The organism is Gemmatimonadales bacterium (assembly GCA_036500345.1).
In the GTDB taxonomy this organism is placed as follows: Bacteria; Gemmatimonadota; Gemmatimonadetes; order Gemmatimonadales; family GWC2-71-9; genus Palsa-1233.
Map to the genome: position 1 here is coordinate 49,877 of DASYCE010000025.1, position 22,003 is coordinate 71,879.

The window sequence follows — 22,003 nt, forward strand, 5'->3', positions numbered from 1 at the left end:
TTGGGACGGTGCGAAAGTCGGCTGACCGGTACTTGGCGACGCGGAACTTCGTTCCAGGTCACGCCGTACCGTGAATTCGGAGGTATCAATGCGGATGCAACTGAGCGTGGCGGCGCTGCTGTTATTCCCAGGCGCCCTCGCCGCACAATCGTCGATGGCGATGGATCACGGTCAGATGATGATCATGAACCATCCACTGACGCAGAAGGCGAAAGACCAGATCGCCGAAGCCCGCAGGGTCGCGTCGCAACTCGACTCGCCCGAAAAAGCCCGCGCCGCCGGGTACCGGCCGCGGTTTGGCGATGTCCCGATGCAGGGAGAGCACTGGAGCAATCCCGCGCTCGTCCTGAGCGGCGAGTTTGACATCGAGCATCCGCCGACGCTGATGTTCGCGCCGATCGGTGGCGCGCAGAAGCTCGTGGGTGTGGCGTACACCTACGAAGTGAAGACCGGGGCACCGACCCCGGATGGGTTCGACGGGGCGGCGATGTGGCACGAACATCCAGCGCTGTCGATCCCGGGCCATCGGCTGGTGATGACGCACGTCTGGTTCATCGATTCGCCGTACGGGCCATTCGCTCACGACAATCCGGAGCTCGCCTTCCTCGAGCGTGGCATCAGCTATCCTCCCGATGGATGGCTCGATGCCGAGACCACGCGCCAGGTGGCGCTGGCGATCTCGCTGGGAAACCGACCGCTCGCCGCCGCTCGTCGATTCAACGCCGGACCGCGCAACGATTCGCTGCTGAAGGTCTTCCTGTCCGAGCGGGATACCGTGGACGCCGAAGCGGCTCGGCTCGAAGCGGCGCGTGTTGCGGGGAAGCGGGATGTCTATCGAACAGTCGCCGCGCAGATCGCGCAGGATGGCGACGCGATGCTGGCGGTCATCAAGGAGATACCGGCCGATCCGGTGTCGCGGGCCATCTTCTCCCGTCTCCTCGACGAAGCGCTCGCCGGCCACTCGACCACGACACCGTAGCCCGGCTAGCGGCCGTTTTTCCCCGCGATCGGTTCGAGCTCGGCTTCGAGACCTTCCAGCTGGCGGCCGAGATCCTCGGCATTCGTCTCGGTGAGCAGCTGGCCATCGCGGTCCTTGAGGAGCAGCGAGGCGACCAGCGCGTCGGTGTATCCCACCACGGCCGCGGCAATGCCGCGATCGACGATCGCATTGAGCCGGAGAAAGACGGCGACCGCTCGGCGGGGCCGCATCGCCGCCACGAAGGGCCCGATGTACTTGATCAACAGGACCCGCAGTTGCTGCAGTTCCTCCACCACTTCGCCCGCCGCCAGTCCGCGCGCGGCGGCGCTCCGTCCGTAATGTTCCAGCACGTGCTGCCAGACGAGCTTGGCTTCGCGCTTCAGTGGCCCTAGCATTTCCACCAGCGTCTCGATCACCAGACGGAACTGGCGCTCGAGCGTGGCGCGTGGAATGGTGCTGGAGCCGGCGCGGTCGACCAGCCAGTCGGCCCATTCGGCCGCCATCGCATCGCGCGCATCGAGCGTGGCCTTTGCTGCGGCCAGCTGTGTGGGGTGGGACGAACGCAATCGATCGTCTCCAGAACAGAGTGGATCAATCGTAATCGGACTCTCCATGACACCCAAGCCGATCCTTCCTCCCAGACTCCGACCCGGCGCGCGCGTAGCACTCATCGCGCCGTCGGGGCCGTTGCTCGAGCGCGATCATCTGGCGCGCGGTGAAGCGCTCTGCCGCGCCCTGGGCTACGCACCACGGGTGATGCCCAACGCCGGCGCCGTGCACGGATACCTCGCCGGGACCGACGCCGAACGACTCGCCGACCTCAACGCTGCGCTTATCGATCCGTCGATTGATGCGGTCTGGTGTCTCCGCGGCGGCGACGGACTCAACCGCATTCTCGATCGGGTCGACTTCGACGGCTTCGCGGCGCAGCCCAAACCGGTAATCGGCTATTCGGACATCACGCTCCTGCTTCTCGCATTGATGCGCGAGACCGGCGTGGTGGCGTTCCACGGTCCGATGGCGCGTTCCGCGATGCCGGAGTTTTCGCGGCATCATTTCGACCTGGTCCTCACCAACCCCGAGCCGGCAGGAGAACTTGGTCGGCTACAACCGGATCCAGCGATCCTGATTCCCGAACGCGGCCGCATCGTCACGGTGATTCCAGGCTGCGCAGTCGGGACGCTCGTTGGCGGCAATCTCACGCTGCTGCAGGCACTCATCGGCACGCGCTATTTCCCCGATCTCACCGGGGCAATCCTTTTTCTCGAGGAGATCGGCGAAGACCTCTACCGCATCGACCGCATGCTGGCGCACCTGCAGATGGCCGGTCTCCTGGCGGGCCTCGCGGGTGTCGCGATCGGTCGCCTGTCGCGGATGAGGCACGCAACGGTGGAAGGGGCGTTCGGACTCGATCAGGTGCTGCGAAATTACTTCGAACGACTCAACATTCCTGTCGCGCACGGGTTTCCGATCGGTCACATTCGCGAGCAATGGACGCTGCCGATCGGCGTGCGAGCCGCACTCGATGCGACCGCCGGCGCACTCTCGCTCCTCGAGGCTGCGGTCTGCTGATGGCCACCACCATCCTCTCGCGTCATGAGCTTCCCGGCGCACTCGGCCCGATCCTGGTCGATGTGCGGACCGCCAATCGAACGACGGCGCAGCCGGCGATACTGGTGATGCATGGGTTCAAGGGATTCAAGGACTACGCATTCCTCCCGGTGATTTCCGAGCGGATTGCGCGCGCGGGGTTCACGGCCGTCACCTTTTCAGTGAGCGGCTCGGGTGTCGACCAGCACGGCAACTTCGTCTTTCCCGATCGCTTTGCCCACAACACTTACACTCGGGAATTCGCCGACATCGCCGCCGTCCTCACTGCGCTGGATGACGGCACCCTCGCGCTCCCGCGACCGACTACCGTCGGTATCCTCGGCCATTCCCGCGGCGGCGGTGTCGTCATCTGCGTCGCGCGGGAGACGCCGCGAATCGCGGCCGTGGTGACATGGGCCGCGATCTCCACTGTTCGGCGCTACACCGACGCACAGGTCGAACTCTGGCGGCGCAGGCGAACGATGAGCGTCACCAACGCGCGGACGGGGCAGGTGCTCCCGATGGATTATGAAATTGTCGAGGACGTCCTCGCTCATCCGGATCGATTCGACATCCTCGCCGCGGCTGCCGCACTGAAGCGGCCCTGGCTGCTGATCCACGGTGACGCGGATGAAACGGTCCCCGTCGCGGAGGCGCATGAGCTTGCGGCCGCAGCGCGAAATCCCGAGTTCGAGGCGTGCTTCATCGCGGGCGGAAGTCACACGTTTGGTGCGGTGCATCCCTGGGGCGGTGGCACGGCGGCCACGACCGAATTGTTCGACGCGACGGTGCGATTCTTCGCGCAGCATCTGCGCTGATCATGCCACTTGAACGGCTGATCGAACGGCTGCGTGCATCGACACCTCGACACGCCGACGATCTCGACCGCCCGCGCGCCGCAGTCGCCCTCGCCCTTGCGCCGAACCCCGATCAGATCCTCCTCATCAGGAGAGCCGAGCGGGTCGGTGATCCGTGGTCGGGACATCTCGCGCTTCCGGGCGGCCGGCGGCAGGACGACGATCCCGATCTCCTTGCGACGGCGATTCGTGAGACGTTCGAGGAAACGGGAATACAGCTCCAGCGCGAATGGTGCGTCGCGCAGCTCGACGATCTCGTCCCCCGCACGCCGACCCTCCCGCCGATTGTGGTGCGTCCGTTCGTCTTTGTCATCGACCGCGCGCATGAACCGGGAACGAGCGGTGAAGTCGTCCAATCGATGTGGACCTCGATCGAGGCGCTCGCTCGCGCCGGAGTCGTCACGCGGCGGATCGATGTCAAAGGATCACTTCGCGATGTCGCGGGATACGCGATCGGCGATGGCTTGCTCTGGGGAATGACGGAGCGGATCGTGACACCGGTGCTGGCACTCTGGGAGGAAGCGCGGTTGGGCACCCGGAAGACTTAGTGCTACAGCGATTGACTTTGCTGTCTAACTAGACAACTATTTCGTCGTGCCTAAATATCTGGCCTCCGACCTCTCCCGCTCAGTCGAGGACTACCTCAAGGTCATCTACCACCTGACCGAAGCCGGTAAGTCGGCATCCACAAATGACATAGCTGAGTCCCTCGACGTGGCAGCCCCGTCCGTGAGCGGGATGATCAAGCGACTCGCCGAGGCCGGACTCGTCGAGCATCTCCCGTACAAGGGCGTCACGCTCACCTCCGACGGTGCCCGTGCGGCACTCCAGATCCTTCGGCGCCACCGCATCATCGAGAGCTACCTCGTTTCGTCGCTCGGCTATAGCTGGGACAACGTCCACGACGAGGCCGAGCAGCTGGAGCACGCCGTCTCGGACGAACTGGTCGAACGGATGTCGCGGGCCCTGGGCGATCCGCGCTTCGATCCCCACGGCGATCCGATCCCGGCCGCCAATGGCCAGATGGCTCGAGTCGACACGACGCCGTTGCCGTCGGTCGTGATCGGTGAAACGGTGATCATTGCGCGCGTCGATACCGGCGCTGCCGATCGACTGCGCTGGCTCGCGGACGCCGGCCTGATACCCGGCGCCTGTGTCACCATGCTCGAATTGCAGCCGTTCAACGGACCGATCACCCTTTCGCTCAATGGCGACCGGCGCGTGATCGGGCGCGATCTCGCCCAGCAGATTCTCTGCGCCCGGACGCGCTGATGGACACGGCATCGAACCCGCCGGTCGCAAAGTTCGGTGACGACGCCGCGACGGCGACCAGCTCGAATGGCTGGCGCCGCGGTCGTACCCGTCCCTCGCTGCCGGAATCGTTCCACACCGTTGATGTGCCGCGCACCGGATCGTGGTGGCGGAAGGCGCTCGCCTTCGCCGGCCCGGGATACATGGTGGCCGTGGGATACATGGATCCCGGCAACTGGGCGACCGATCTCGCCGGTGGCGCACGATTCGGTTACCAGCTTCTCAGCGTCGTGCTCCTCTCCAATCTGATGGCGATTCTGCTGCAGTCCCTCGCCGTCAAGCTTGGCATCGTGACCGGTCGCGACCTGGCGCAGGCGTGCCGCGATCACTTTTCCCGACCAGTCTCCTTCGCCCTGTGGGTCCTGTGCGAGATCGCCATCGCTGCCTGCGACCTCGCCGAGGTGATCGGTTCGGCGATCGCGCTCAATCTCCTCTTTCATATTCCGCTGGTGGCCGGCGTGCTGCTCACGTCGCTCGACGTGCTGCTGATCCTCCTGTTGCAACAGCGCGGATATCGCTGGCTCGAGGCTTTCATCATCGCGCTCGTCGCCATGGTCGGCCTCTGCTTTGCCGCCGAGATGGTCTTCTCGCATCCGAGCCTCGCCCACGTGGCACGCGGGCTCATTCCGTCGGGACAGCTCGTCACCGATCCCGCCATGCTGTTCATCGCCATCGCGATTCTCGGCGCTACCGTGATGCCGCACAATCTCTACCTCCACTCCGCCATCGTGCAGACGCGGCGCATTGGAGCGGATTCGGCGTCAAAGCGTGAGGCAATCCAGCACAGCACCATCGATTCGACCGTCGCCCTCGGCATCGCCTTCTTCATCAACGCCGCGATCCTGGTCCTGGCCGCCGCAACCTTCCATGGCACCGGGCACGACAACGTCGCCGATATCGGTGATGCTCATCGGCTGCTGAGCCCGTTGCTGGGAACGTCGCTTGCGAGCGTGCTCTTCGCGATAGCGCTGCTGGCATCTGGACAGAATTCCACCATCACGGGGACCCTCGCGGGGCAGATCGTGATGGAAGGCTTTCTCGACATCCGGCTGCCGCCGTGGCTCCGGCGGCTGATTACCCGGTTGCTCGCCATCATCCCGGCCGTGATCGTCACGATCCTCTACGGTGAGAAGGGGATCGGCACGCTGCTCATCCTGAGTCAGGTGATCCTGTCGTTGCAGCTTTCGTTTGCGGTCATTCCGCTCGTCGCCTTCACCTCGTCCCGTCAGAAGATGGGAGCCTTCGTCAATCATCGCGTGACGGCAGCAGCGTCGTGGGTGGTGGCGATTGCAATCGCCGGCCTCAACGGATGGCTGGTCATCCAGATGGCGGGGAAGTGGTTCGCGTGATCGGTTGGGCGGGAGCGATCGCGCTGGTCGCTGTGGCTCGTCTCGCAGCGCAACAACCCGATTCACTGCCAATCGATACTGACCGGCCGGATTTCACCGACGGTGTCCACTCGGTGGCACCCGGCAGGATCCAGCTCGAGACGGGGTACACCTACCAGCAGGGTCGCGGGTCCAATGCCGCGAACTCTCGTTCCTTCCCCGAGGCGCTGATCCGCGTCGGCATCACGCCCCGCGCGGAACTTCGCGTCGGCGAGAATTATCTCGTTGACCATGACGCGGGTTCTGGCGGCGCAACTTCCAATGGATTCGACGATCTCTATCTCGGCACCAAGATCGGTGCAATCGATCAACACGGCGTGCGGCCAGCACTTTCGGTCGAGGCACAGGCGCGCGTCCCGACCGGACAAGGTGCCGTGTCGGGAAACACCGGTAGACATCTCCTTCCGGGAGGTGCAATTCTTCTCGGATGGGAATCATCGGGACCATGGTCCGCCGGTATCGAACTGTTCGCGACGCGGACAGCCGGCGCGCATGGTCAAGGCGTTGCGTCACTTTCAGTGCAGTACCAGGCGACCGCACGGGTGCAGTTCTACGGCGAATGCTTCAGCGTCCGTCCGATCGGGGCCGGTGATGGTGCGGAGCAGTATGCCAATTCCGGCATTCTTGTCCTGCTGTCGCGAAACCTGCAGGTCGATGCGCGCGCCGGTGTGGGGCTCAACCAGGAAGCCGACCGGTACTTCGTGGGTGCGGGGGTCGCCGTTCGTCGCTGAGTGTCAATGAGAACGCTCCAGGCTGCTCAACTGTCGATACAACTCATCGGTGCCGCAGCGGGGCAATCGCCTCCAACGCAGCGTCCGGCGCCGCCGCGGACGCCGCCGCTCTCGATTGCGATTGAACGCCGCTTCGCTATCGCCGCGCATCTCCGCGTCGGCGACACTCTTTCCCTCTCGCTACCCGGCGCCGTCAGGAATTCACCGGCAATCGTCAGCGCCGTCTACGAACCCGCACCGGATCCGTCGACGATCATGCGGCGGGATTTTCACGTGCACTTCCATCTTGCGGAGCTCGCCGCCCTTCTCGGTGAGCCGGACCGCGTCGACCGGATCGGCGTGGTACTTCATGCCGGTACCGATCCGGCTCACGTCGCGGCGGAGCTGAATCACACGGCGTTTGGCTACGATCTCTTTCCGTCGGCGCAGATCGCCGCGCAGTCATCGACCACCTTTGTCGTGGTGAGCAGTTTCCACCGCGCCATCGCCCTGATTTCGATCCTGGCGAGCACGGTCTTCCTGTTGTGCCTGATGATGCTCAAGATCGAAGCGAGGCGCCGGGACGTCGCGGTGCTCCGATTCATCGGCATTTCCCGGCGGACGGTCTTTCTCTCGCTGCAGCTCGAAGCGACCGTCGTCGCCCTCACAGGTTCGCTGCTCGGCGCGATGATCGCCGCGGTCGCGAGCGCCATCATCAACGCGTACTACCGGCGTGCGTTCGATACGGCGTTGATCTTTTCCGAGCTCACCCCGGGAACGATCTTCCTCGCCGTCGGACTTGCGATCGCATTGGGGTTGATCGTCGGCGCGATCACGGCGTGGCGCCTGGTGCGCCTGCCACCGCTGGAATTGTGGAGCCGCGCCGCATGACGTGGGACTGGGCCGTGAAAGACCTCCTGCGCCACCCGGCCCGTACCGTGCTGTCGCTCCTCGGCGTCGCCGTTGCCACGGCACTCCTCCTCGACATGGTGATGCTCAGTGGCGGAATCGAGCGGTCGTTCGCGCGGCTCCTCGCGAGCCGCGGTTTCGAACTGCGGGTCTCTCCGCAGGGCACCTTGCCGTTCGATACCGATGCGATGCTCGACCATCTCGGACAGCTGACTCACACACTTGCCGCTGACCCTGGTGTCGCGGCTGTCGGACCGGTGCTCGGCGCGTCGCTGTTTGCGAAGAGGGATGCCAGTCTGGTTCCGGTCGTGGTGTATGGCGTCAATCCCACCGTTCAGGGGATGTATGAGGTCGAGCGCGGTGCCGACCTTGACCGGACTGACACCACCGGCGTGCTCCTCGGTGCGCCGTCGGCGCGACGCCTTCGCCTCGCCGTCGGCGATACGGTGCGCCTCACCGGAGATCTCGATCCGCAGGTTGCAGCCGGGCTGCGAGACCGCGTCGTCACGGTGCGAGGGATCGCTCGATTCACCTACGACGCCGCCGATCAGCCATCGATCGCCGTGCCGTTGAGCGTGGCGCAATACCTGGTTGGGCCGCGCGCCGATGATCGTGCGTCGTTTCTCATGATACGTGTCAAGCCGCAGGCAGTACCCGAAGTGGTCGCCGCCCGGCTCTCCGCAGCCGTTCCCGAGGTGAGCGTGCGCAGCATTGCCGATATGGTGGCGCAGTTTCGATTGCGCCTGAGCTACTTCCGGCAGATGTCGCTGATCCTCGGATCGATTGCATTGATCGTGACGGTGCTCCTGGTCGGAACCCTCCTTGCCATCACGGTCAACGAACAGATCGCCGACATCGCGGCACTGCGGGCGATCGGCATCGCCAGGCGCACCGTCGTGAGACAGATCCTTGCCGCCGGCTTTCTCCTCACCGTCTTTGGCGGGGTCGCCGGCGTCGGGCTTGGCCTCGTGACCGCGCACTGGCTCGATCGCATCCTCACTTCGTTTCCCGGGCTTCCGGCGGCGATTTCGTTTTTCGTGCCGGATGCGCGGCAATTGATCATCGCCGGAGTGATCCTGATCGTCACCGGCGTCGCCGCGGGGATCTGGCCCGCCGTGCGCGCAGCACACGCACCCATCGCGACAACGCTGCGAAGCGAGGCACCGTGACCGATCGCGTCATCTCCACCGAACGGTTGAGCAAGGAATACCGGCTTGCAGGTCAGACTGTCCGCGCGGTACAGGACGTCTCGCTTCAAGTTGACGCCGGAGAATACGTCGCGATCGTCGGGCCATCTGGCTGCGGCAAGTCGACGCTGCTCTCCTTGCTCGGCGGGCTCGACGCACCGACCGCCGGGCATGTCGAGCTGCTTGGCCAGCCGCTGCACCTCCTCAACGATCGAGCGCTCACCCGTCTCAGGCTGGAGAAGGTCGGGTTCGTCTTCCAGCGCTTTCACCTGCTGCCGGTGCTGACCGCGCGCGAGAACATCGAGTTGCCGATGGCGGAGCGGGGAGTCGGCAAGGCAGAGCGTCGCGCGCGGGCGCTCGAGCTGCTGGAATACGTCGGATTGCCGCTGCGCGCCGCACACCGCGCTACCCAGTTGTCCGGCGGGGAGATGCAGCGCGTTGCGATCGCGCGGGCGCTGGCCAACCGACCATCACTGATTCTCGCCGATGAACCAACGGGTGAGCTCGATGCCGCCACCGGCGCTGGAATTCTCGCGCTCTTCCGGCAGCTGCACGCCGACGGCATCACGATCGTGGTGGTCACGCACGATGCCAGGCTCGCGGCGGACGCCAGGCGCGTGATCGAGTTGCTCGACGGCCGGGTGGTGTCGTGATCATTGCGCTGGCGTTGCGTCACCTGCTGGTTCGGCCGGGGCGCGCCGCACTGCTGCTCCTGGGTTATGCGCTTGGCGTCGCGGTGATGATCGTGCTCCTGTCGATCGGCGACGCCATGCTCGACCAGTCCCGCGACGTCCCGCTCATAGGCGGTGGTGACCTGACGGCGCTGCCGCACGGCATCGACATCGAGGCGATGCGCACTGGCGGGCTCGCAGGAATGTTCTTCGGAATCGACGGCGCCCGCTTCGTGAGCCGCGAACTGCTCGGCGGACCTCGGCATCGTGCGATGGTCGATGCGGTGTCGCCCGAAGTCACGCAGAAACTCGTCGAGGTCCGCGTGCACGATACGACGTGGGCGGTGCGCGCAGCCGGTAACATTCCGAGCGAGGCCGCAGCCGCCGGTGCCGGCCTCCGCATCCTCAGTGGCCGCTGGGTCGACGACAGCGCGGACCTCGAGTGGATCGCGCCGACTCGCGAGGCTTTGTACGATGGGATCGATCGCTTTCATCGTCCTCCGCCTGATGCGTCTGATTGGGCGGAGTGGGATTACTTCAATGTGGTCGTCAGTCCGGCCGAGTGGTGGTACGTGACACTGCTTGTTGGCGCTGAGAATCCGTCCGGTAGCCGCGGCGAAATCCTGGTGACGCATCGCCGCCCCGACGGCGGTTATCAGCGGTTCCAGACGATCACGACGGACAGCATCCGGATCGATACCGCTCACGCTGCACTCACGGTCGGCTCGAGCTCGGTGTCGCAGCACGACGGTGTGTACGACGTGCATGGTCACGCTGGCGCGGCGACGTTCCAGTTCTCGCTTCACCCCCGTCCGCACCACTATTTCCCGCCGGTCGAACTCGGCCACGACAGTATCCCCTCCGGGTACGCCGTCGCGGCACTGGCGGGGACCGCGTCGGGGAAGTTCTGCACCGCGGGTTCGTGTACCGTCGTGGTGGATCGCCCTGCCTATCATGATCACAACTGGGGGGAATGGCGGGCTGCCACTTGGGAATGGGGGATGGGACACGGTACTTCGCACGACCTTCTCTACGGCGGAATAATCGTTGCCGAGCAGCCAGGCGCAGTCCCCTTCTTCCTGTTGCTCGACGATTCGATCGGTCTGGAGCAGACCTACCGTTTTCGCAGCGTCACCCGGATCGGCTCGCATCACGCCGCCGGCATCGAGGGCGTCGAGGCTCCCGACTCGCTCCGCATCCTGGCCACCCGAACCGGAGATTCACTGGTCATCACCATTGCGGTGATCGACGCCGTGGCGTCACGTTCTGCCCCCGCCGGGAAAGACCGGGCCTTCCTGCAGATGCGGGGGAGATGGCGCGCTCACGGTACGGCCGCGGGGGCCGCGGTCGCGGATTCGGGCTCGGGATTCTTCGAAACCTGGGTGCCGCTGGCATCGGCGCCGACCACTAGATTGAAGCCAGCTTCTCACGACAACGGCGCACGTGATCATTGACGAACCAGGGGTACACGCGGCGCTCGATCGGCACGCGCGCCCAACCGAACTGCGTGGAGGGGGCTGGCGATGACGACCGGGACGACACCACAGCCTGAGCCGATGCGCGCCGTTGCCCGGCAGCTGGCGGACCGGCTTGCCGAGGGATGGACCAAGGGACGCCCCGACATCATGACGGAAGTGTTCGCGGCGGAGCCGGTATTTATCGAGACTCCGTTTTCCACGCCGATCAGCGGCATCGACGCCATCCGACAATGGGCGGGGGATATTCCCTACTATCAGTCGGAGGCGACCTTCACGGTTGGGGAGGTCTTTGTCGCCGGGCCGTGGTTCTCGACCGAATTCAAGCTGGTTTTCCGGCGGCGGACGACCGGTGAATGGGTCGATGCCCGCGGGGCGCTGTTTGCCGAGACCGATGGCGAACGCATTACCGAATTGCGGATGTATTGGCACCGATGGAACGGCGGTCGCGAGACATCGCAGCCATAGCGGCGTGGGAAAAACGTCCGGAATTCGGACAACATTGTCCGGCTACACGACAACCACGCCAGGCCTGTTTTTGTAAGTCTTGAATTTTCAACCACTTAGCTGTGGCACGGATCTGGATATTGTCCGCCGCATCCGTTGCAACTCAGGGTGGAGGATTCGTTATGCTGACACTGCTCGCTTCAATGCTCATCGCCGCCCCGCCAGCCGACACCGGCGGATACCCGGCTCCCCCGGCCGATCCAGCTCCAGCCATTCAGGTCTCGCTCAACAACGACGGCAACTACCTCGCCGGCGGCCGGGCCGACGTTCGAGTCCAGACCAACGACGACGGCTACCTCCTTGTCCTCCGCGTCGACGGTGATGGACAGATTCGCGTCCTCTTCCCGCTCGATCCTGAGGGCGACACCTTCGTCCGCGGCGGCAAGGAATACGAGCTTCGCGGCCGCGACGACCGGCAGACCTTCATGGCCGACGATCGTGCCGGCAATGGATTGATCTACGCCGCGATCTCCCACGAGCCTTTCGTCATCGCGGACTTCAGCGCCAACGGGCACTGGGACTACAATGCGTTGCGTCTGCCGGATTCGAGTACCGACGCCGAGAATGACCTGACGCAGCTGGTGGCGCAGATGACCAACCACGCACGGTTCGAATACGACGCGGTGGGGTACCGGGTCCAGGATCTGTCGCCGATCGCAAGCATGCCGCCGGCCGGCGACGGGTACTATCCCGGCTTCTATGATCCATACTACGATCCGGCGTGGCGTTGCCTCGGCTGCGGCTGGGCGTATCCGGGGAGCGACATCTCCTTCGGCCTCGATTTCGGATACTCGCCGTTCTACGATCCGTACCTCTTCTCGCCGTGGGCCTACAACTACGGCTACCGGTACGGTGGCGGGTTTTTCCCCGGCACATTCCCGGTGATCATCAACCCGCGTCCGTTTCGTCCGCTTCCCCCCGGAACGCGCGCTCGCCCGCGCGGCTCGATGCCGATGCCGGGAAATGGGTCTGGTCGATTCCATCCGTCGCCGTCGGGTGCGGGGCAGCCCGCCGTTCGCGGGACCGCTCCGTCCGGCCCCGTTGGAACGCGTGCCCGGCCGCGGCCGAACAATGAGCCGATGATGCCGAGCCGGATGCCTTACCAGCAACAGCCGTCGTCGCGCCCGATCTTCCGCGAGCCGCCGCGGGCGGGTTCTCCGGCACCGCAAGTCGACCGGCGGCCGATGACGGGTCAGCCCGAATCACGGCCGGTGTATCGCGAACCGCCGCGTCCCTCATCCCCGCCGCCGTCGGTGCGGGTCTCGCCACCACCCCGCTCGGCACCGCCTTCAGGCGGAGGTGAACGTTCTCGCCCGTCGGGTGGTGGTGGCGGTGGTGGCAGTAGTCACGGGGGTGGTGGGCACCACGGCAGATAGCGGGCTATAGCAGATGAGGGGGAGGGCAGCGAAGCAGCGCTGCCCTCTCTTTTTTGTTCGGATCAACTGCTCAGATGATCCCGCGCATATCCAGTGGCCCACTCGAGATACTCGGCGCTGCGCAACCCCGACCGCATGGCGGCGTCGACCGCGGAAGATTCGTCGAGCCCCTCATCCAGCATCAAATAGGCGATCAATGCGCCACCAGTCCGGTTGGCGCTATTGCAGTGCATCAGCGTCGGCGTGCCGGATGCGGTCCGCAGCGCCTCGAGAATCGCATCCATTGTCGGGTCGTCTACTGCGCCCGAGACGACCGGCGTGTTCACGTACCGCATCCCGAGTCCGCGCACGATTCCCGGTTCGTCAAACGGTCGTGGTTCCATCGCTTCGCGCAGGTCGATGACCGTCGACACTCCGGCCGCCTGAAGCGCGGCCAATTGCTCGGCCGAAGGCTGGCCTGTTACCAGAAGCCACGGGAGCGGTGTCGATGCATTGATGATTCCTGCGGCTGCTTCGAGGAGTGATACCGGTGATTCCATCGTTCAGCGACCTCGGCGTCGATAGTGCTGGTTTCCATCGGATTCAACCGGGCCAAAAGATACGTGTATCTTTCGCCATGCCGCCGATTACCGTCGCGCTGTGTCAGTTCCGGCCGACCAAGGGATCGTTGTCAGCGAACCTCGATACGATCGAGCGGGTGCTTCGCGCCGCGGCTGCCGCCCCTTTCGTTCCCGACGTGCTGATCTTCTCCGAAGCCTCGCTAACCGGCTACTTCCTCGAAGGCGGCGTGCGTGAACTCGCGCTCACCGCGCACGAGGTCTTCGCCGCACTCCAGGAGCGGCATGCCCGGAGCGGTGCCCCCCCAGTGGAGATCTGCCTCGGTTGCTACGAGCTGTTTGAGGAGCGGCTGCACAATTCCGCAATCTGGGTCGCTCTTGGCGGCTCCGATCCCGGCATTCGACACGTGCATCGCAAGGTCTTCCTGCCGACATACGGGGTCTTCGACGAAGAGCGATTCGTCGAAGCGGGGCGAGAGGTCCGGGCGTTCGAGGCACGGATCGGTCGTGTGGCGATGCTGGTGTGCGAGGATGCCTGGCACTCGATCACGGGAACGCTGGCGGCACTCGATGGCGCACAGCTGATAGCGGTGGTGTCGGCGTCGCCGGCACGTGGTCTGGAGCCGAGCGCGCTGCATCCGGGCCAGCCGGGTTCGCTGGCACGATGGGACAGCATTGCGGAGGGGATCGCCGGAGAGCACGGCGTCTTCGTCGCGCTGACGCAGCTGGTCGGTTTCGAAGGGGGGAAGGGATTCCCCGGTGGTTCAGTGGTGGCAGCGCCGAGCGGTACCATCATCGCGAGAGCGCCGATTTTCGAAGAGGCAATGGTCCCGGCGACGATCGACTTCGACGAGATCGTGCGGGTTCGATCGGCATCGCCGCTGCTCGCCGATCTCGAACTCAAGTTGCCACACCTCCTCTCCAGTTTTGACGCTCGGCGAGTCGCGAAGCGGTCGCCGCGAGACGATGCGGAGCGCGCGACTGCCGTCGCACCGAATCGCACCGGCGCGGCCGGCGTCGTGGGACCGTCGCTAGCGATCGACCCATCGCTGACTCGCCGATGGCTGGTCGAATTCCTTCGCGACGAAGTGACGCGCAGCCGCGGATTCCATCGCGCCGTGGTGGCGATTTCCGGCGGGATCGACAGTGCGGTCGTGGCGCATCTTGCGGTCGAGGCGTTCGGTGCTGAAAACGTTGTCGGTCTTCGACTCCCGTACCGGACGTCGAGTCCCGATTCGCTGGCCGACGCACGCTGTCTCGCATCTGCGCTTGGCATCGAGGAGCAGACGATCGACATCAGCGCGGCGGTCGACGGTTACGCTGCAGCCAGTGCGATGGCGCCGACGCCGCGGCGCCTCGGCAACGTGATGGCGAGAGTCCGGATGGCGGCGCTGTTCGATGTCGGTGCCGCGCGCGATGCGTTGCCGCTCGGCACCGGCAACAAGACCGAGCGACTCCTCGGATACTTCACCTGGCACGCCGATGATGCTCCACCGGTCAATCCGATCGGCGACCTCTTCAAGACCCAGGTTCGGGCGCTGGCGCGGGCGCTCGGCGTCCCGCAATCGATCATCGACAAGCCCGCTTCTGCGGACCTGATCGCGGGCCAGACCGACGAGGGTGATTTCGGCATCACCTACGATCGCGCCGACCCGATCCTCGAACTCCTCCTGCGCGGACACGATGACGCCGAGATCGCGTCGGCGGGATTCACGACGGAGGAGATCGCGCTGGTGCGGAAGCGCCTTGACGGCACACACTGGAAGCGGCGGATGCCGAGCGTGGCGATGGTGTCGCAGACCGCGATCGGCGAATACTACCTCCGCCCGCTCGACTACTGACGTTGATGGACACCGCGAGTGCTTGCACCGCGAACCACTGCCTACCGCGGAGCCCGAATGCACGCCGCACTCCCTGAATCCCGGTCGATGTCGTACTCGCGTGGCGAGATCTCGACGCTCGTCATGCCGCACATGGCCAATCTTCTCGGCGATCTGTTCGGCGGGAACCTCATGGCGCTGGTCGATCAGGCCGCGGCAATCGCCGCGATCCGGCATTCCGGGGGCCCGGCGGTCACCGCCTCGATTCATCAGGTCAATTTCCGTGAGCGGATCCCGATCGGCTCACTGGTGACTTGCCGCTCGACCGTGGACTTCGTGGGGAATTCGTCGATGGACATCACGGTGGAGGTGTACGCCGAGATGCCGAGTACCGGCGAACGGCGCAGCACCCACACTGCGCACGTCGTCTTCGTCGCGATTGACGAACACGGCTCCCCGAAGCGAGTTCCGCGACTGATCCCCGCCACCGAGGAAGAGAAGGAGCGCTACGCCGCGGCTGAGCAGTACCGGAAGGATCACGCGACCCGGTGACGCCGATGCAGGTGGTCATGGTCCTCGGCGGCGGCGGCGCCAAGACGGCGGCGCACGTCGGCGCGGCGCGCGCGCTGCGGGATGCCGGGATCACACCGGTGCACTGGATCGGCACCTCGATGGGCGCGGTGATGGCGGCGGCGCTCGCCGCGGGCGAGACCCCGGAGGCGCTGCTTGAACGGGTCACCGCCGTGCGGCGTGCCGACGTGCTGCACAATGACTGGGGCGGGTTCCTTCGGGGGATCTGGGCGCCGGCGATCCTCAAGCCGGAGCCGGTCAGACGGCTGATCGAATCGCTGGTCCCGGCGAGGACGTTCGCGGCACTCCCCGCGCCGTGTACCGTGACCGCGGTCGACATCGCCACAGGCGCCGAAGTGGCGTTTGGCGCGGGCGGTGAGGATGCGCCGCTGATTGACGCCCTCGCAGCAGCGTGCGCGCTCCCACCGTATTTTCCCCCGGTGGAGGTGAACGGGCGCCGATTCTACGACGGTGGAATTCGCGCTCCGGTCCCGATCGATTGTGCGGCCGGTATCGAGTGCAATGCGGTGATCGCGATCGACACCGCGCCGGGGTTCGACGAACACGGTGAGCGAGTCGAGGTTCCGCCACCACTGATTGCGGCCGCCGATACTGCGATGGGATGGTTGATGGCGGGTACGGTGGCTTTGCAGCGTGAACGCTGGGCCGCGATTCCGGGGAGGCCGCCGCTGATCTGGCTTCGTCCCGTGACCGATCGCGGCGCGATGTTCGCGGCTGACCGCACCGCGGCGTACGCCGAAGCCGGGTATCGCGAGATGACCAAGGTGCTCGAGGAGATGTCATGACTGACGCCGTGATCCGCTATTTCAGCGTGGAGCAGGCCAACGCGACCTTGCCGCTGGTTCGGCGCATCGTCAGCGACATGCTGCAATTGCACCCACGATGGCGCGCGGCGGTCGCCGCTTTTGAATCGGCGCAGGCCGGCGTATCGTCGGCGGGCGAAACCGACGAGGCAAAGGCGCAGCGGCTGGAGGCGGGCCGGCTTGCCGGTGAGATCGAGGCGTGCCTCGACGAACTCGAACAGGTCGGCTGTGTGTTCAAGGGGTTCGACGCCGGGCTGGTCGATTTTCCGGCCCAGGTTGACGGCCGCGACGTGTATCTCTGCTGGCAATACGATGAGCCTCGCGTGGAGCACTGGCACGAGCTCGACAGCGGGTACGCCGGTCGCCAGCCTCTCGATCCCTTTCATTTCCCGGTGACCACGCAATGATGAGCGGCATCTGGCATTTCCTGCACTACCTCGCCTTTACCGCCTGGCTCGGCGGCGCGTTGTCGGTGATGGTCTCGGGGATCGCGATGAAGCGGATGGATCGTGCACTCTGGGGAGCGGTCGTCGATGTACAGGCGGCGGTCTATCGCACGCTGATCGGTCCCGGCGCGATCGTGGTGATCGGATCCGGCATCGTGATGACGATGGAGATGTACAACGGCCTGTCGAGCGGGCAGGCAGGGCCGTGGCTCGGCACGATGCAGGCCGCCGGGATCGTGGGGCCGTTGATCACGCTCCTGGGCTCGATGCCGGCTGCCATGAAGTTGTCGAGAATCGAGCCGCTCGGCTCCCAGGCTGCCGCGTTCGATGCATTGCGTGTCCGACTCGCCATCACCGGGTCGATCGGCGGAACGCTCGGACTGATCGCCCTCCTCGCCGGCGCCTTCTACCAGCACGTATGACCGTTTCGCGCCGCGATCTGCTGCGGATCGCGGCGGCGTTTCCCGCCTTTGGCGGCATCGCCCGCGCGTCGATCCCCGTTCCGCGCAACCTCGCACTTCCGCACAATCCGTTGCCCGACGACGAGGCTGCGTGGGAGCGGATCAAGGGACAATTCGTCATCGACGGGTTGCACCTGAACACCGGGACGTACGGTGCCTGTCCGCTGCCGGTGCTCGATGCGACGATCGAACACCTCCGGGCATTCGAACGGATCATCGGACAGGAACCGATCGGCTATCCCGCGGTCAAGCGCGACCTGGAGACATTCATCGGCGCGTGGCCGGGAAGTGTCGCCGTGCTGCGCAACACGACTGAAGCGATGAACAACGCCGCTGCCGGACTCGATCTTGCGCCCGGTGACGAAGTCCTTTCGACGACGCACGAACATATCGGCGGCCGCTGCTGCTGGGAGTTGCTCGCGAAGCGACGGGGGATTGTCTACCGGACCTTTGCACCGCCGCTCGATCCCGCATCGCCCGACGAACTCGTGCAGGCATGGCAAGCGCAGGTCACGCCGCGCACGCGCGTTCTGTCGATCTCGCACGTCCTCTTCAGTACCGGGATGATCCAGCCAGTGGCGGAGCTGGTGCGGTGGGCGCGGCCGCGCGGCATCGTCACCGTGATCGACGGCGCCCATCCCCCCGGCATGCTGCAGACCAACCTGCAGGCGATCGACGCCGACTTCTACGCCACCTCCACGCACAAGTGGCTGCTGGCGCCGAAAGGGACCGGCCTGCTGGTGGTCCGTCCCGATCGCATCGCAACGACATGGCCACTGATCGGCTCCGGCGACTGGAGCGCGACCGACATCCGGCGCTTCGAAGATGTCGGCACGACCAATACTTCACTCGTCGCGGGGATGCAGGCGGCGGTCGCGTTTCAGAATACCATCGGCCGGGCGGCGATCGAAACGCGAACCCGGTGGCTGGCAACGCGGCTCTACGATGCGCTTGCCACGCTTCCCCGCGTCCGGCTCGTCTCGCCGCGGGCGGCATCGCTGCGGAGCGCGATGGTGTCGTTCAAGATGGATGGCACCACAGCCGAAGCGTTGCAGGGATACCTCGGCGCCTCGCGGATCCGGACGCGACGCGTCTCGGAATTCGGCTACGAATACCTCCGCCTCAGCACCCACATCTACGTGCTCGCTCGCGACGTCGATCGCACCGTCGAACTGCTGCGCGGTGCGCCGGCGCGATGAATGGGATCAGCGCGTCATGCCGGTCCGACACGACGATCGCACCGGACACCGATCGCAGTGCATCACTCGCGCAGTGCAGACCAGCGCGCCGAGTTCCATCAACGCCTGATTGGTGGTCCATGCCGGAAGACCGGCGCGGGAGAGCAGCGCGCGTGCGGTCGCCTGGAGGCGGCGCTCGCCGCTGGCGCCGCGCGGAAGCCGTGGGTGAAACGCACGGCGGAGCACCCGTGACACATTGGTATCGATCGCCGGTTCGGCGCGCTCGTAGGCAAAGCTCGCCACGGCGCCCGCCGTGTACGTGCCGACCCCCGGAAGCGTCCGCAGGACAGCAGGGTCGCGCGGAACGACCCCGTCATGCCGCTCCACGACATCGCGCGCGGTACGGTGCAGGTTCGCGGCGCGCCGATAATAGCCAAGGCCGTCCCATGCTTCGCGGACCCGGCGGGGGGACGCGGCGGCAAGCGCGTGGATCGTCGGAAAACGGTCGAGGAACTCGACCCAGAATGTGGCGACGCGAGCGACCTGCGTCTGCTGGAGCATGACTTCCGACACGAGGATGCGGTACGGGTCACGTGTGCGGCGCCACGGCAGGTCGCGTCCGTGACGCCGAAACCATCGCACCAGGGCGCGGCGGAATTGCAACCGTTGCACGCGTGCGTCGAGGATGGACTTTCTGGGCACCGCAGGGCAAGATAAAGGTTCAATGATGAATCGTCGAGCAGGCGCATCCCGATGAGAATGCCGTTCAGCCGCCTGCTCCGCCGGGCCGGGCACGCGGTCGTCGATGCATTCGCCGATCTCGGCCGCTTCTCGCGCATGCTCGTCGACATGGCCCGCGGCCTGGTCGAATGGCGGGTCTGGCTGCCGCGCACCGTCGATGAAGCGTGGAGCATCGGCGGCGGCTCGCTCTTCATCGTCGTGCTGATCTCGTCATTCACCGGTGCGGTGACGGCGCTGCAGGCCGGCTACCAGTTCACCGGCAACGTGCCGGTCTATGTCGTCGGATCGCTCGTCACCGAATCGGTGGTGCTCGAACTCGGACCCGTCCTCGTCGGACTGATCCTCGCCGGGCGCGTCGGGGCGCGCTACGCCGCCGAACTCGGCACCATGCGCGTCACCGAGCAGATCGACGCGCTCGAATCGCTCGGCCGGTCGCCGGCGAGCTACCTGCTGCTGCCGCGCGTGCTCGGCTGCCTGCTGATGATTCCGATGCTGGTGATCTTCGCCGATATCATCGCCGTCTTCTCGGGGTGGTTCATCGCAGCGCATTCGAGCATCTCCATTTCAGCGGAGGACTTCACCTACGGATCGCGCGCGTACTGGCATGTCTTCGACGGCTGGTACTCGGTGATCAAGGGCTTCTTCTTCGCCGGCGCGATCGGACTGATCTCCTGCTATCGCGGCTTCACCACCCGGCACGGCGCCGAGGGCGTGGGCAAGTCGACCACCGGCGCGGTGGTGTCGAGTTCGGTGCTGATCCTCCTGCTCGACACGCTCCTGGCCAAGCTGCTGCTCACGACATGATCGAAGTCCGTCATCTGGCGAAGCGGTTCGGGTCGCAGGTCGTACTCGACGACGTCAATCTCGTCGTCGAGGAAGGGGAGACGCTTGCGCTGCTCGGACCTTCGGGCACCGGCAAGAGCGTGCTGCTCAAGTCGATCATCGGGCTGGTCCGCCCCGAGCGCGGCGAGGTCGTCGTCGACGGCCAGCACGTGGCGAAGCTCAAGCGCGACGAGCTGGCGAAGTTGCGCGCCACGATCGGGTACGTCTTCCAGAACGGCGCGCTCTTCGACTCGATGGATGTCTTCGAGAACATCCGGCTGGGGCTCACCAATCCGCGCGAATTCGACGACATCGAATACGCGCGCGAGCGGGCGGTCGAGTGCCTGCGGCTGGTCAACCTCAAGACCGACACGTTGAAGGTGATGCCGGCGGATCTCTCGGGCGGGATGCGCAAGCGCGTCGGCATCGCGCGCGCCATCGCGGGGAAGCCGAAATACGTGCTGTACGACGAGCCGACGTCCGGGCTCGATCCGGTCAACGCCGACGTCATCGATGCACTGGTGAAGCGCCTCGAGGACGAACTCGGTGTCACCAGCATCACGGTGACGCACGACGTGCGCGGCGCCTTTCGCACGGCGGACCGCATCGCGCTGCTGACGCATGGCAAGATCGTGGCGATCGGCCCGCCGGATGAATTCCGCGAATCGCAGGTGCCCGACGTCAAGGCGTTTCTCGAACGGGACTTCGAGACCAACCTTCCGAACGGAACGGCCTCATGAATTCGTATGAGAAGGAAGCCGCGGTCGGCGGCCTTGTCTTCCTCGCGGTGGCGGGCTTCGTGGCCGGAGCGATCTGGTTGCGCGGCAAGACGCCGGGGAAGGATGACATCTACGTGGCGTACAGCGACGTCGCGACGCTCAAGGATGCGTCGTCGGTGCGCATTTCCGGCGCGCAGGTCGGGCGCGTCGACGGGATCTCGTATGTCGCGCCCGGCAAGGTCATCGTGGGGCTCAAGTTCGACAAGCACGACCACATCCAGGTGACCACCGGTGCGAAGGCGGTCGTGACCGCGGTCGGCGTGCTCGGCGACTACATGATCGTCTTTGATCCCGGCACCGGGGCCGCGGTCCCTCGCGGCGACACCATCCAGGGGACCATGGCCAGCGGCGTGATGGACAAGGCCAACGCCCTCGCAGAGAAGGCAGCGGAGACGATGTCGCGGATCGATGCGATGCTCGACACGCAGGTCATCGCCGACCTGCGGCACACGCTCCGCTCCGCCGACCGGATGATGACCTTTCTCGCCGATACGGCGCATGGACCGACCTCGAAGCTCGGACCAACGCTCGCCGGATTGCAGCAGGCGACGGCGCGCTTCGACACGACGCTCGCGGGGATCGATCCGAGGATGCTCCAGTCGCGGCTCGATTCGACGATGCATTCCGCCGGCAGCGCCGCCGACCGCCTCGCTGCGATGGCGGCTCGCAGCGATTCACTCCTCGCGCGGATTCAGAGCGGACAGGGCACGATGGGGAAGCTGATCAGTGATACCGCGCTCTACGGCGACCTGCGCAAGACGATGCAGTCGATGACCGACCTGCTCAACGACATCCGCAAGAATCCCGGCAAGGTCGGGGTCACTGTCAAGATCTTCTGAGGAGTT

25 protein-coding genes are annotated in these 22,003 nt (G+C 65.6%); 22 read left to right on the top strand and 3 right to left on the bottom strand.

The genetic code is table 11. From position 1 onward, the window contains the following. Window positions 1–88 precede the first annotated feature (88 nt). Entirely contained in the window at window positions 89–979 is an 891-nt protein-coding gene (locus VGM20_10865) for a hypothetical protein (protein HEY4101362.1), read from the top strand. 5 nt (window positions 980–984) lie between these two features. On the opposite strand, the gene VGM20_10870 is transcribed toward VGM20_10865, so the two are convergent. Further along, window positions 985–1,545, bottom strand: a complete 561-nt coding sequence (locus VGM20_10870) for a hypothetical protein (GenBank protein HEY4101363.1) — start codon at window positions 1,543–1,545, stop codon at window positions 985–987. 46 nt (window positions 1,546–1,591) lie between these two features. Between VGM20_10870 and VGM20_10875 the strand changes: the two genes are divergently transcribed. The 12 genes from VGM20_10875 (at window position 1,592) to VGM20_10930 (ending at window position 12,960) form a co-directional block, all read left to right on the top strand. Beyond that, on the top strand, window positions 1,592–2,551 hold the full coding sequence (locus VGM20_10875; protein HEY4101364.1) for an LD-carboxypeptidase: 960 nt from the start codon (window positions 1,592–1,594) through the stop codon (window positions 2,549–2,551). Continuing rightward, the gene (locus VGM20_10880) at window positions 2,551–3,387 is read left to right on the top strand and encodes an alpha/beta hydrolase (GenBank protein ID HEY4101365.1); all 837 of its coding nucleotides are present in this window, start codon (window positions 2,551–2,553) and stop codon (window positions 3,385–3,387) included. The genes VGM20_10875 and VGM20_10880 overlap by 1 nt, the downstream gene beginning before the upstream one ends. A gap of 2 nt (window positions 3,388–3,389) precedes the next feature. Then, entirely contained in the window at window positions 3,390–3,974 is a 585-nt protein-coding gene (locus tag VGM20_10885; GenBank protein HEY4101366.1) for a CoA pyrophosphatase, read from the top strand. 46 nt (window positions 3,975–4,020) lie between these two features. Continuing rightward, complete coding sequence (locus VGM20_10890; GenBank protein HEY4101367.1) at window positions 4,021–4,698, top strand: metal-dependent transcriptional regulator; 678 nt, start codon at window positions 4,021–4,023, stop codon at window positions 4,696–4,698. Then, window positions 4,698–6,086, top strand: coding sequence for an Nramp family divalent metal transporter (locus tag VGM20_10895; GenBank protein ID HEY4101368.1), 1,389 nt, complete (start codon window positions 4,698–4,700; stop codon window positions 6,084–6,086). The genes VGM20_10890 and VGM20_10895 overlap by 1 nt, the downstream gene beginning before the upstream one ends. After that, window positions 6,083–6,856 carry a transporter gene (locus tag VGM20_10900; GenBank protein HEY4101369.1) on the top strand — a complete coding sequence of 258 codons (774 nt, stop codon included), beginning with the start codon at window positions 6,083–6,085 and terminating at the stop codon, window positions 6,854–6,856. Before VGM20_10895 ends, VGM20_10900 begins: the two co-directional genes overlap by 4 nt. A 6-nt stretch (window positions 6,857–6,862) precedes the next feature. After that, complete coding sequence (locus tag VGM20_10905) at window positions 6,863–7,726, top strand: ABC transporter permease (protein ID HEY4101370.1); 864 nt, start codon at window positions 6,863–6,865, stop codon at window positions 7,724–7,726. Further along, window positions 7,723–8,913 carry an ABC transporter permease gene (locus VGM20_10910; protein ID HEY4101371.1) on the top strand — a complete coding sequence of 397 codons (1,191 nt, stop codon included), beginning with the start codon at window positions 7,723–7,725 and terminating at the stop codon, window positions 8,911–8,913. Before VGM20_10905 ends, VGM20_10910 begins: the two co-directional genes overlap by 4 nt. Then, complete coding sequence (locus VGM20_10915; protein HEY4101372.1) at window positions 8,910–9,584, top strand: ABC transporter ATP-binding protein; 675 nt, start codon at window positions 8,910–8,912, stop codon at window positions 9,582–9,584. The genes VGM20_10910 and VGM20_10915 overlap by 4 nt, the downstream gene beginning before the upstream one ends. Further along, a complete protein-coding gene (locus tag VGM20_10920) occupies window positions 9,581–11,056 on the top strand; it encodes an ABC transporter permease (GenBank protein ID HEY4101373.1) in 1,476 nt (491 codons plus the stop codon). The genes VGM20_10915 and VGM20_10920 overlap by 4 nt, the downstream gene beginning before the upstream one ends. A gap of 69 nt (window positions 11,057–11,125) precedes the next feature. After that, window positions 11,126–11,545 (top strand): nuclear transport factor 2 family protein, encoded by a 420-nt coding sequence (locus VGM20_10925; GenBank protein ID HEY4101374.1) that lies wholly within the window; start codon window positions 11,126–11,128, stop codon window positions 11,543–11,545. Window positions 11,546–11,706: 161 nt separating this feature from the next. After that, complete coding sequence (locus tag VGM20_10930) at window positions 11,707–12,960, top strand: DUF4384 domain-containing protein (GenBank protein ID HEY4101375.1); 1,254 nt, start codon at window positions 11,707–11,709, stop codon at window positions 12,958–12,960. 62 nt (window positions 12,961–13,022) lie between these two features. On the opposite strand, the gene VGM20_10935 is transcribed toward VGM20_10930, so the two are convergent. Continuing rightward, window positions 13,023–13,499, bottom strand: coding sequence for a sulfur transferase domain-containing protein (locus VGM20_10935; GenBank protein HEY4101376.1), 477 nt, complete (start codon window positions 13,497–13,499; stop codon window positions 13,023–13,025). A 77-nt stretch (window positions 13,500–13,576) separates the two neighbouring features. On the opposite strand from VGM20_10935, the gene VGM20_10940 reads away from it, so the two are divergent. Genes VGM20_10940 through VGM20_10965 form a run of 6 tightly spaced genes read left to right on the top strand, consistent with a single transcriptional unit; the run spans window position 13,577 to window position 18,837 of the window. Then, window positions 13,577–15,358 carry an NAD+ synthase gene (locus tag VGM20_10940; protein HEY4101377.1) on the top strand — a complete coding sequence of 594 codons (1,782 nt, stop codon included), beginning with the start codon at window positions 13,577–13,579 and terminating at the stop codon, window positions 15,356–15,358. A 57-nt stretch (window positions 15,359–15,415) separates the two neighbouring features. Then, a complete protein-coding gene (locus VGM20_10945; GenBank protein HEY4101378.1) occupies window positions 15,416–15,889 on the top strand; it encodes an acyl-CoA thioesterase in 474 nt (157 codons plus the stop codon). A 5-nt stretch (window positions 15,890–15,894) separates the two neighbouring features. Next, window positions 15,895–16,713: a patatin-like phospholipase family protein gene (locus VGM20_10950; GenBank protein ID HEY4101379.1), complete on the top strand. Its 819-nt coding sequence runs from the start codon at window positions 15,895–15,897 to the stop codon at window positions 16,711–16,713. Then, the gene (locus tag VGM20_10955; GenBank protein ID HEY4101380.1) at window positions 16,710–17,138 is read left to right on the top strand and encodes a DUF2203 domain-containing protein; all 429 of its coding nucleotides are present in this window, start codon (window positions 16,710–16,712) and stop codon (window positions 17,136–17,138) included. Before VGM20_10950 ends, VGM20_10955 begins: the two co-directional genes overlap by 4 nt. Next, window positions 17,138–17,599 (top strand): hypothetical protein, encoded by a 462-nt coding sequence (locus VGM20_10960; GenBank protein ID HEY4101381.1) that lies wholly within the window; start codon window positions 17,138–17,140, stop codon window positions 17,597–17,599. Before VGM20_10955 ends, VGM20_10960 begins: the two co-directional genes overlap by 1 nt. Beyond that, a complete protein-coding gene (locus tag VGM20_10965) occupies window positions 17,596–18,837 on the top strand; it encodes an aminotransferase class V-fold PLP-dependent enzyme (protein ID HEY4101382.1) in 1,242 nt (413 codons plus the stop codon). The genes VGM20_10960 and VGM20_10965 overlap by 4 nt, the downstream gene beginning before the upstream one ends. Window positions 18,838–18,843: 6 nt before the next feature. Here VGM20_10965 and VGM20_10970 read toward each other — a convergent pair whose 3' ends face one another. Beyond that, window positions 18,844–19,518: a hypothetical protein gene (locus VGM20_10970; GenBank protein ID HEY4101383.1), complete on the bottom strand. Its 675-nt coding sequence runs from the start codon at window positions 19,516–19,518 to the stop codon at window positions 18,844–18,846. Between the two features lie 51 nt (window positions 19,519–19,569). Here VGM20_10970 and VGM20_10975 point away from each other — a divergent pair, with 51 nt between their 5' ends. From VGM20_10975 to VGM20_10985, 3 genes are read left to right on the top strand one after another with little or no spacing between them, the layout of a single operon-like run. Beyond that, complete coding sequence (locus VGM20_10975) at window positions 19,570–20,361, top strand: ABC transporter permease (protein HEY4101384.1); 792 nt, start codon at window positions 19,570–19,572, stop codon at window positions 20,359–20,361. After that, a complete protein-coding gene (locus VGM20_10980) occupies window positions 20,358–21,119 on the top strand; it encodes an ATP-binding cassette domain-containing protein (protein HEY4101385.1) in 762 nt (253 codons plus the stop codon). Before VGM20_10975 ends, VGM20_10980 begins: the two co-directional genes overlap by 4 nt. Further along, window positions 21,116–21,997 (top strand): MlaD family protein, encoded by an 882-nt coding sequence (locus tag VGM20_10985; GenBank protein ID HEY4101386.1) that lies wholly within the window; start codon window positions 21,116–21,118, stop codon window positions 21,995–21,997. The genes VGM20_10980 and VGM20_10985 overlap by 4 nt, the downstream gene beginning before the upstream one ends. Window positions 21,998–22,003: the final 6 nt, after the last annotated feature.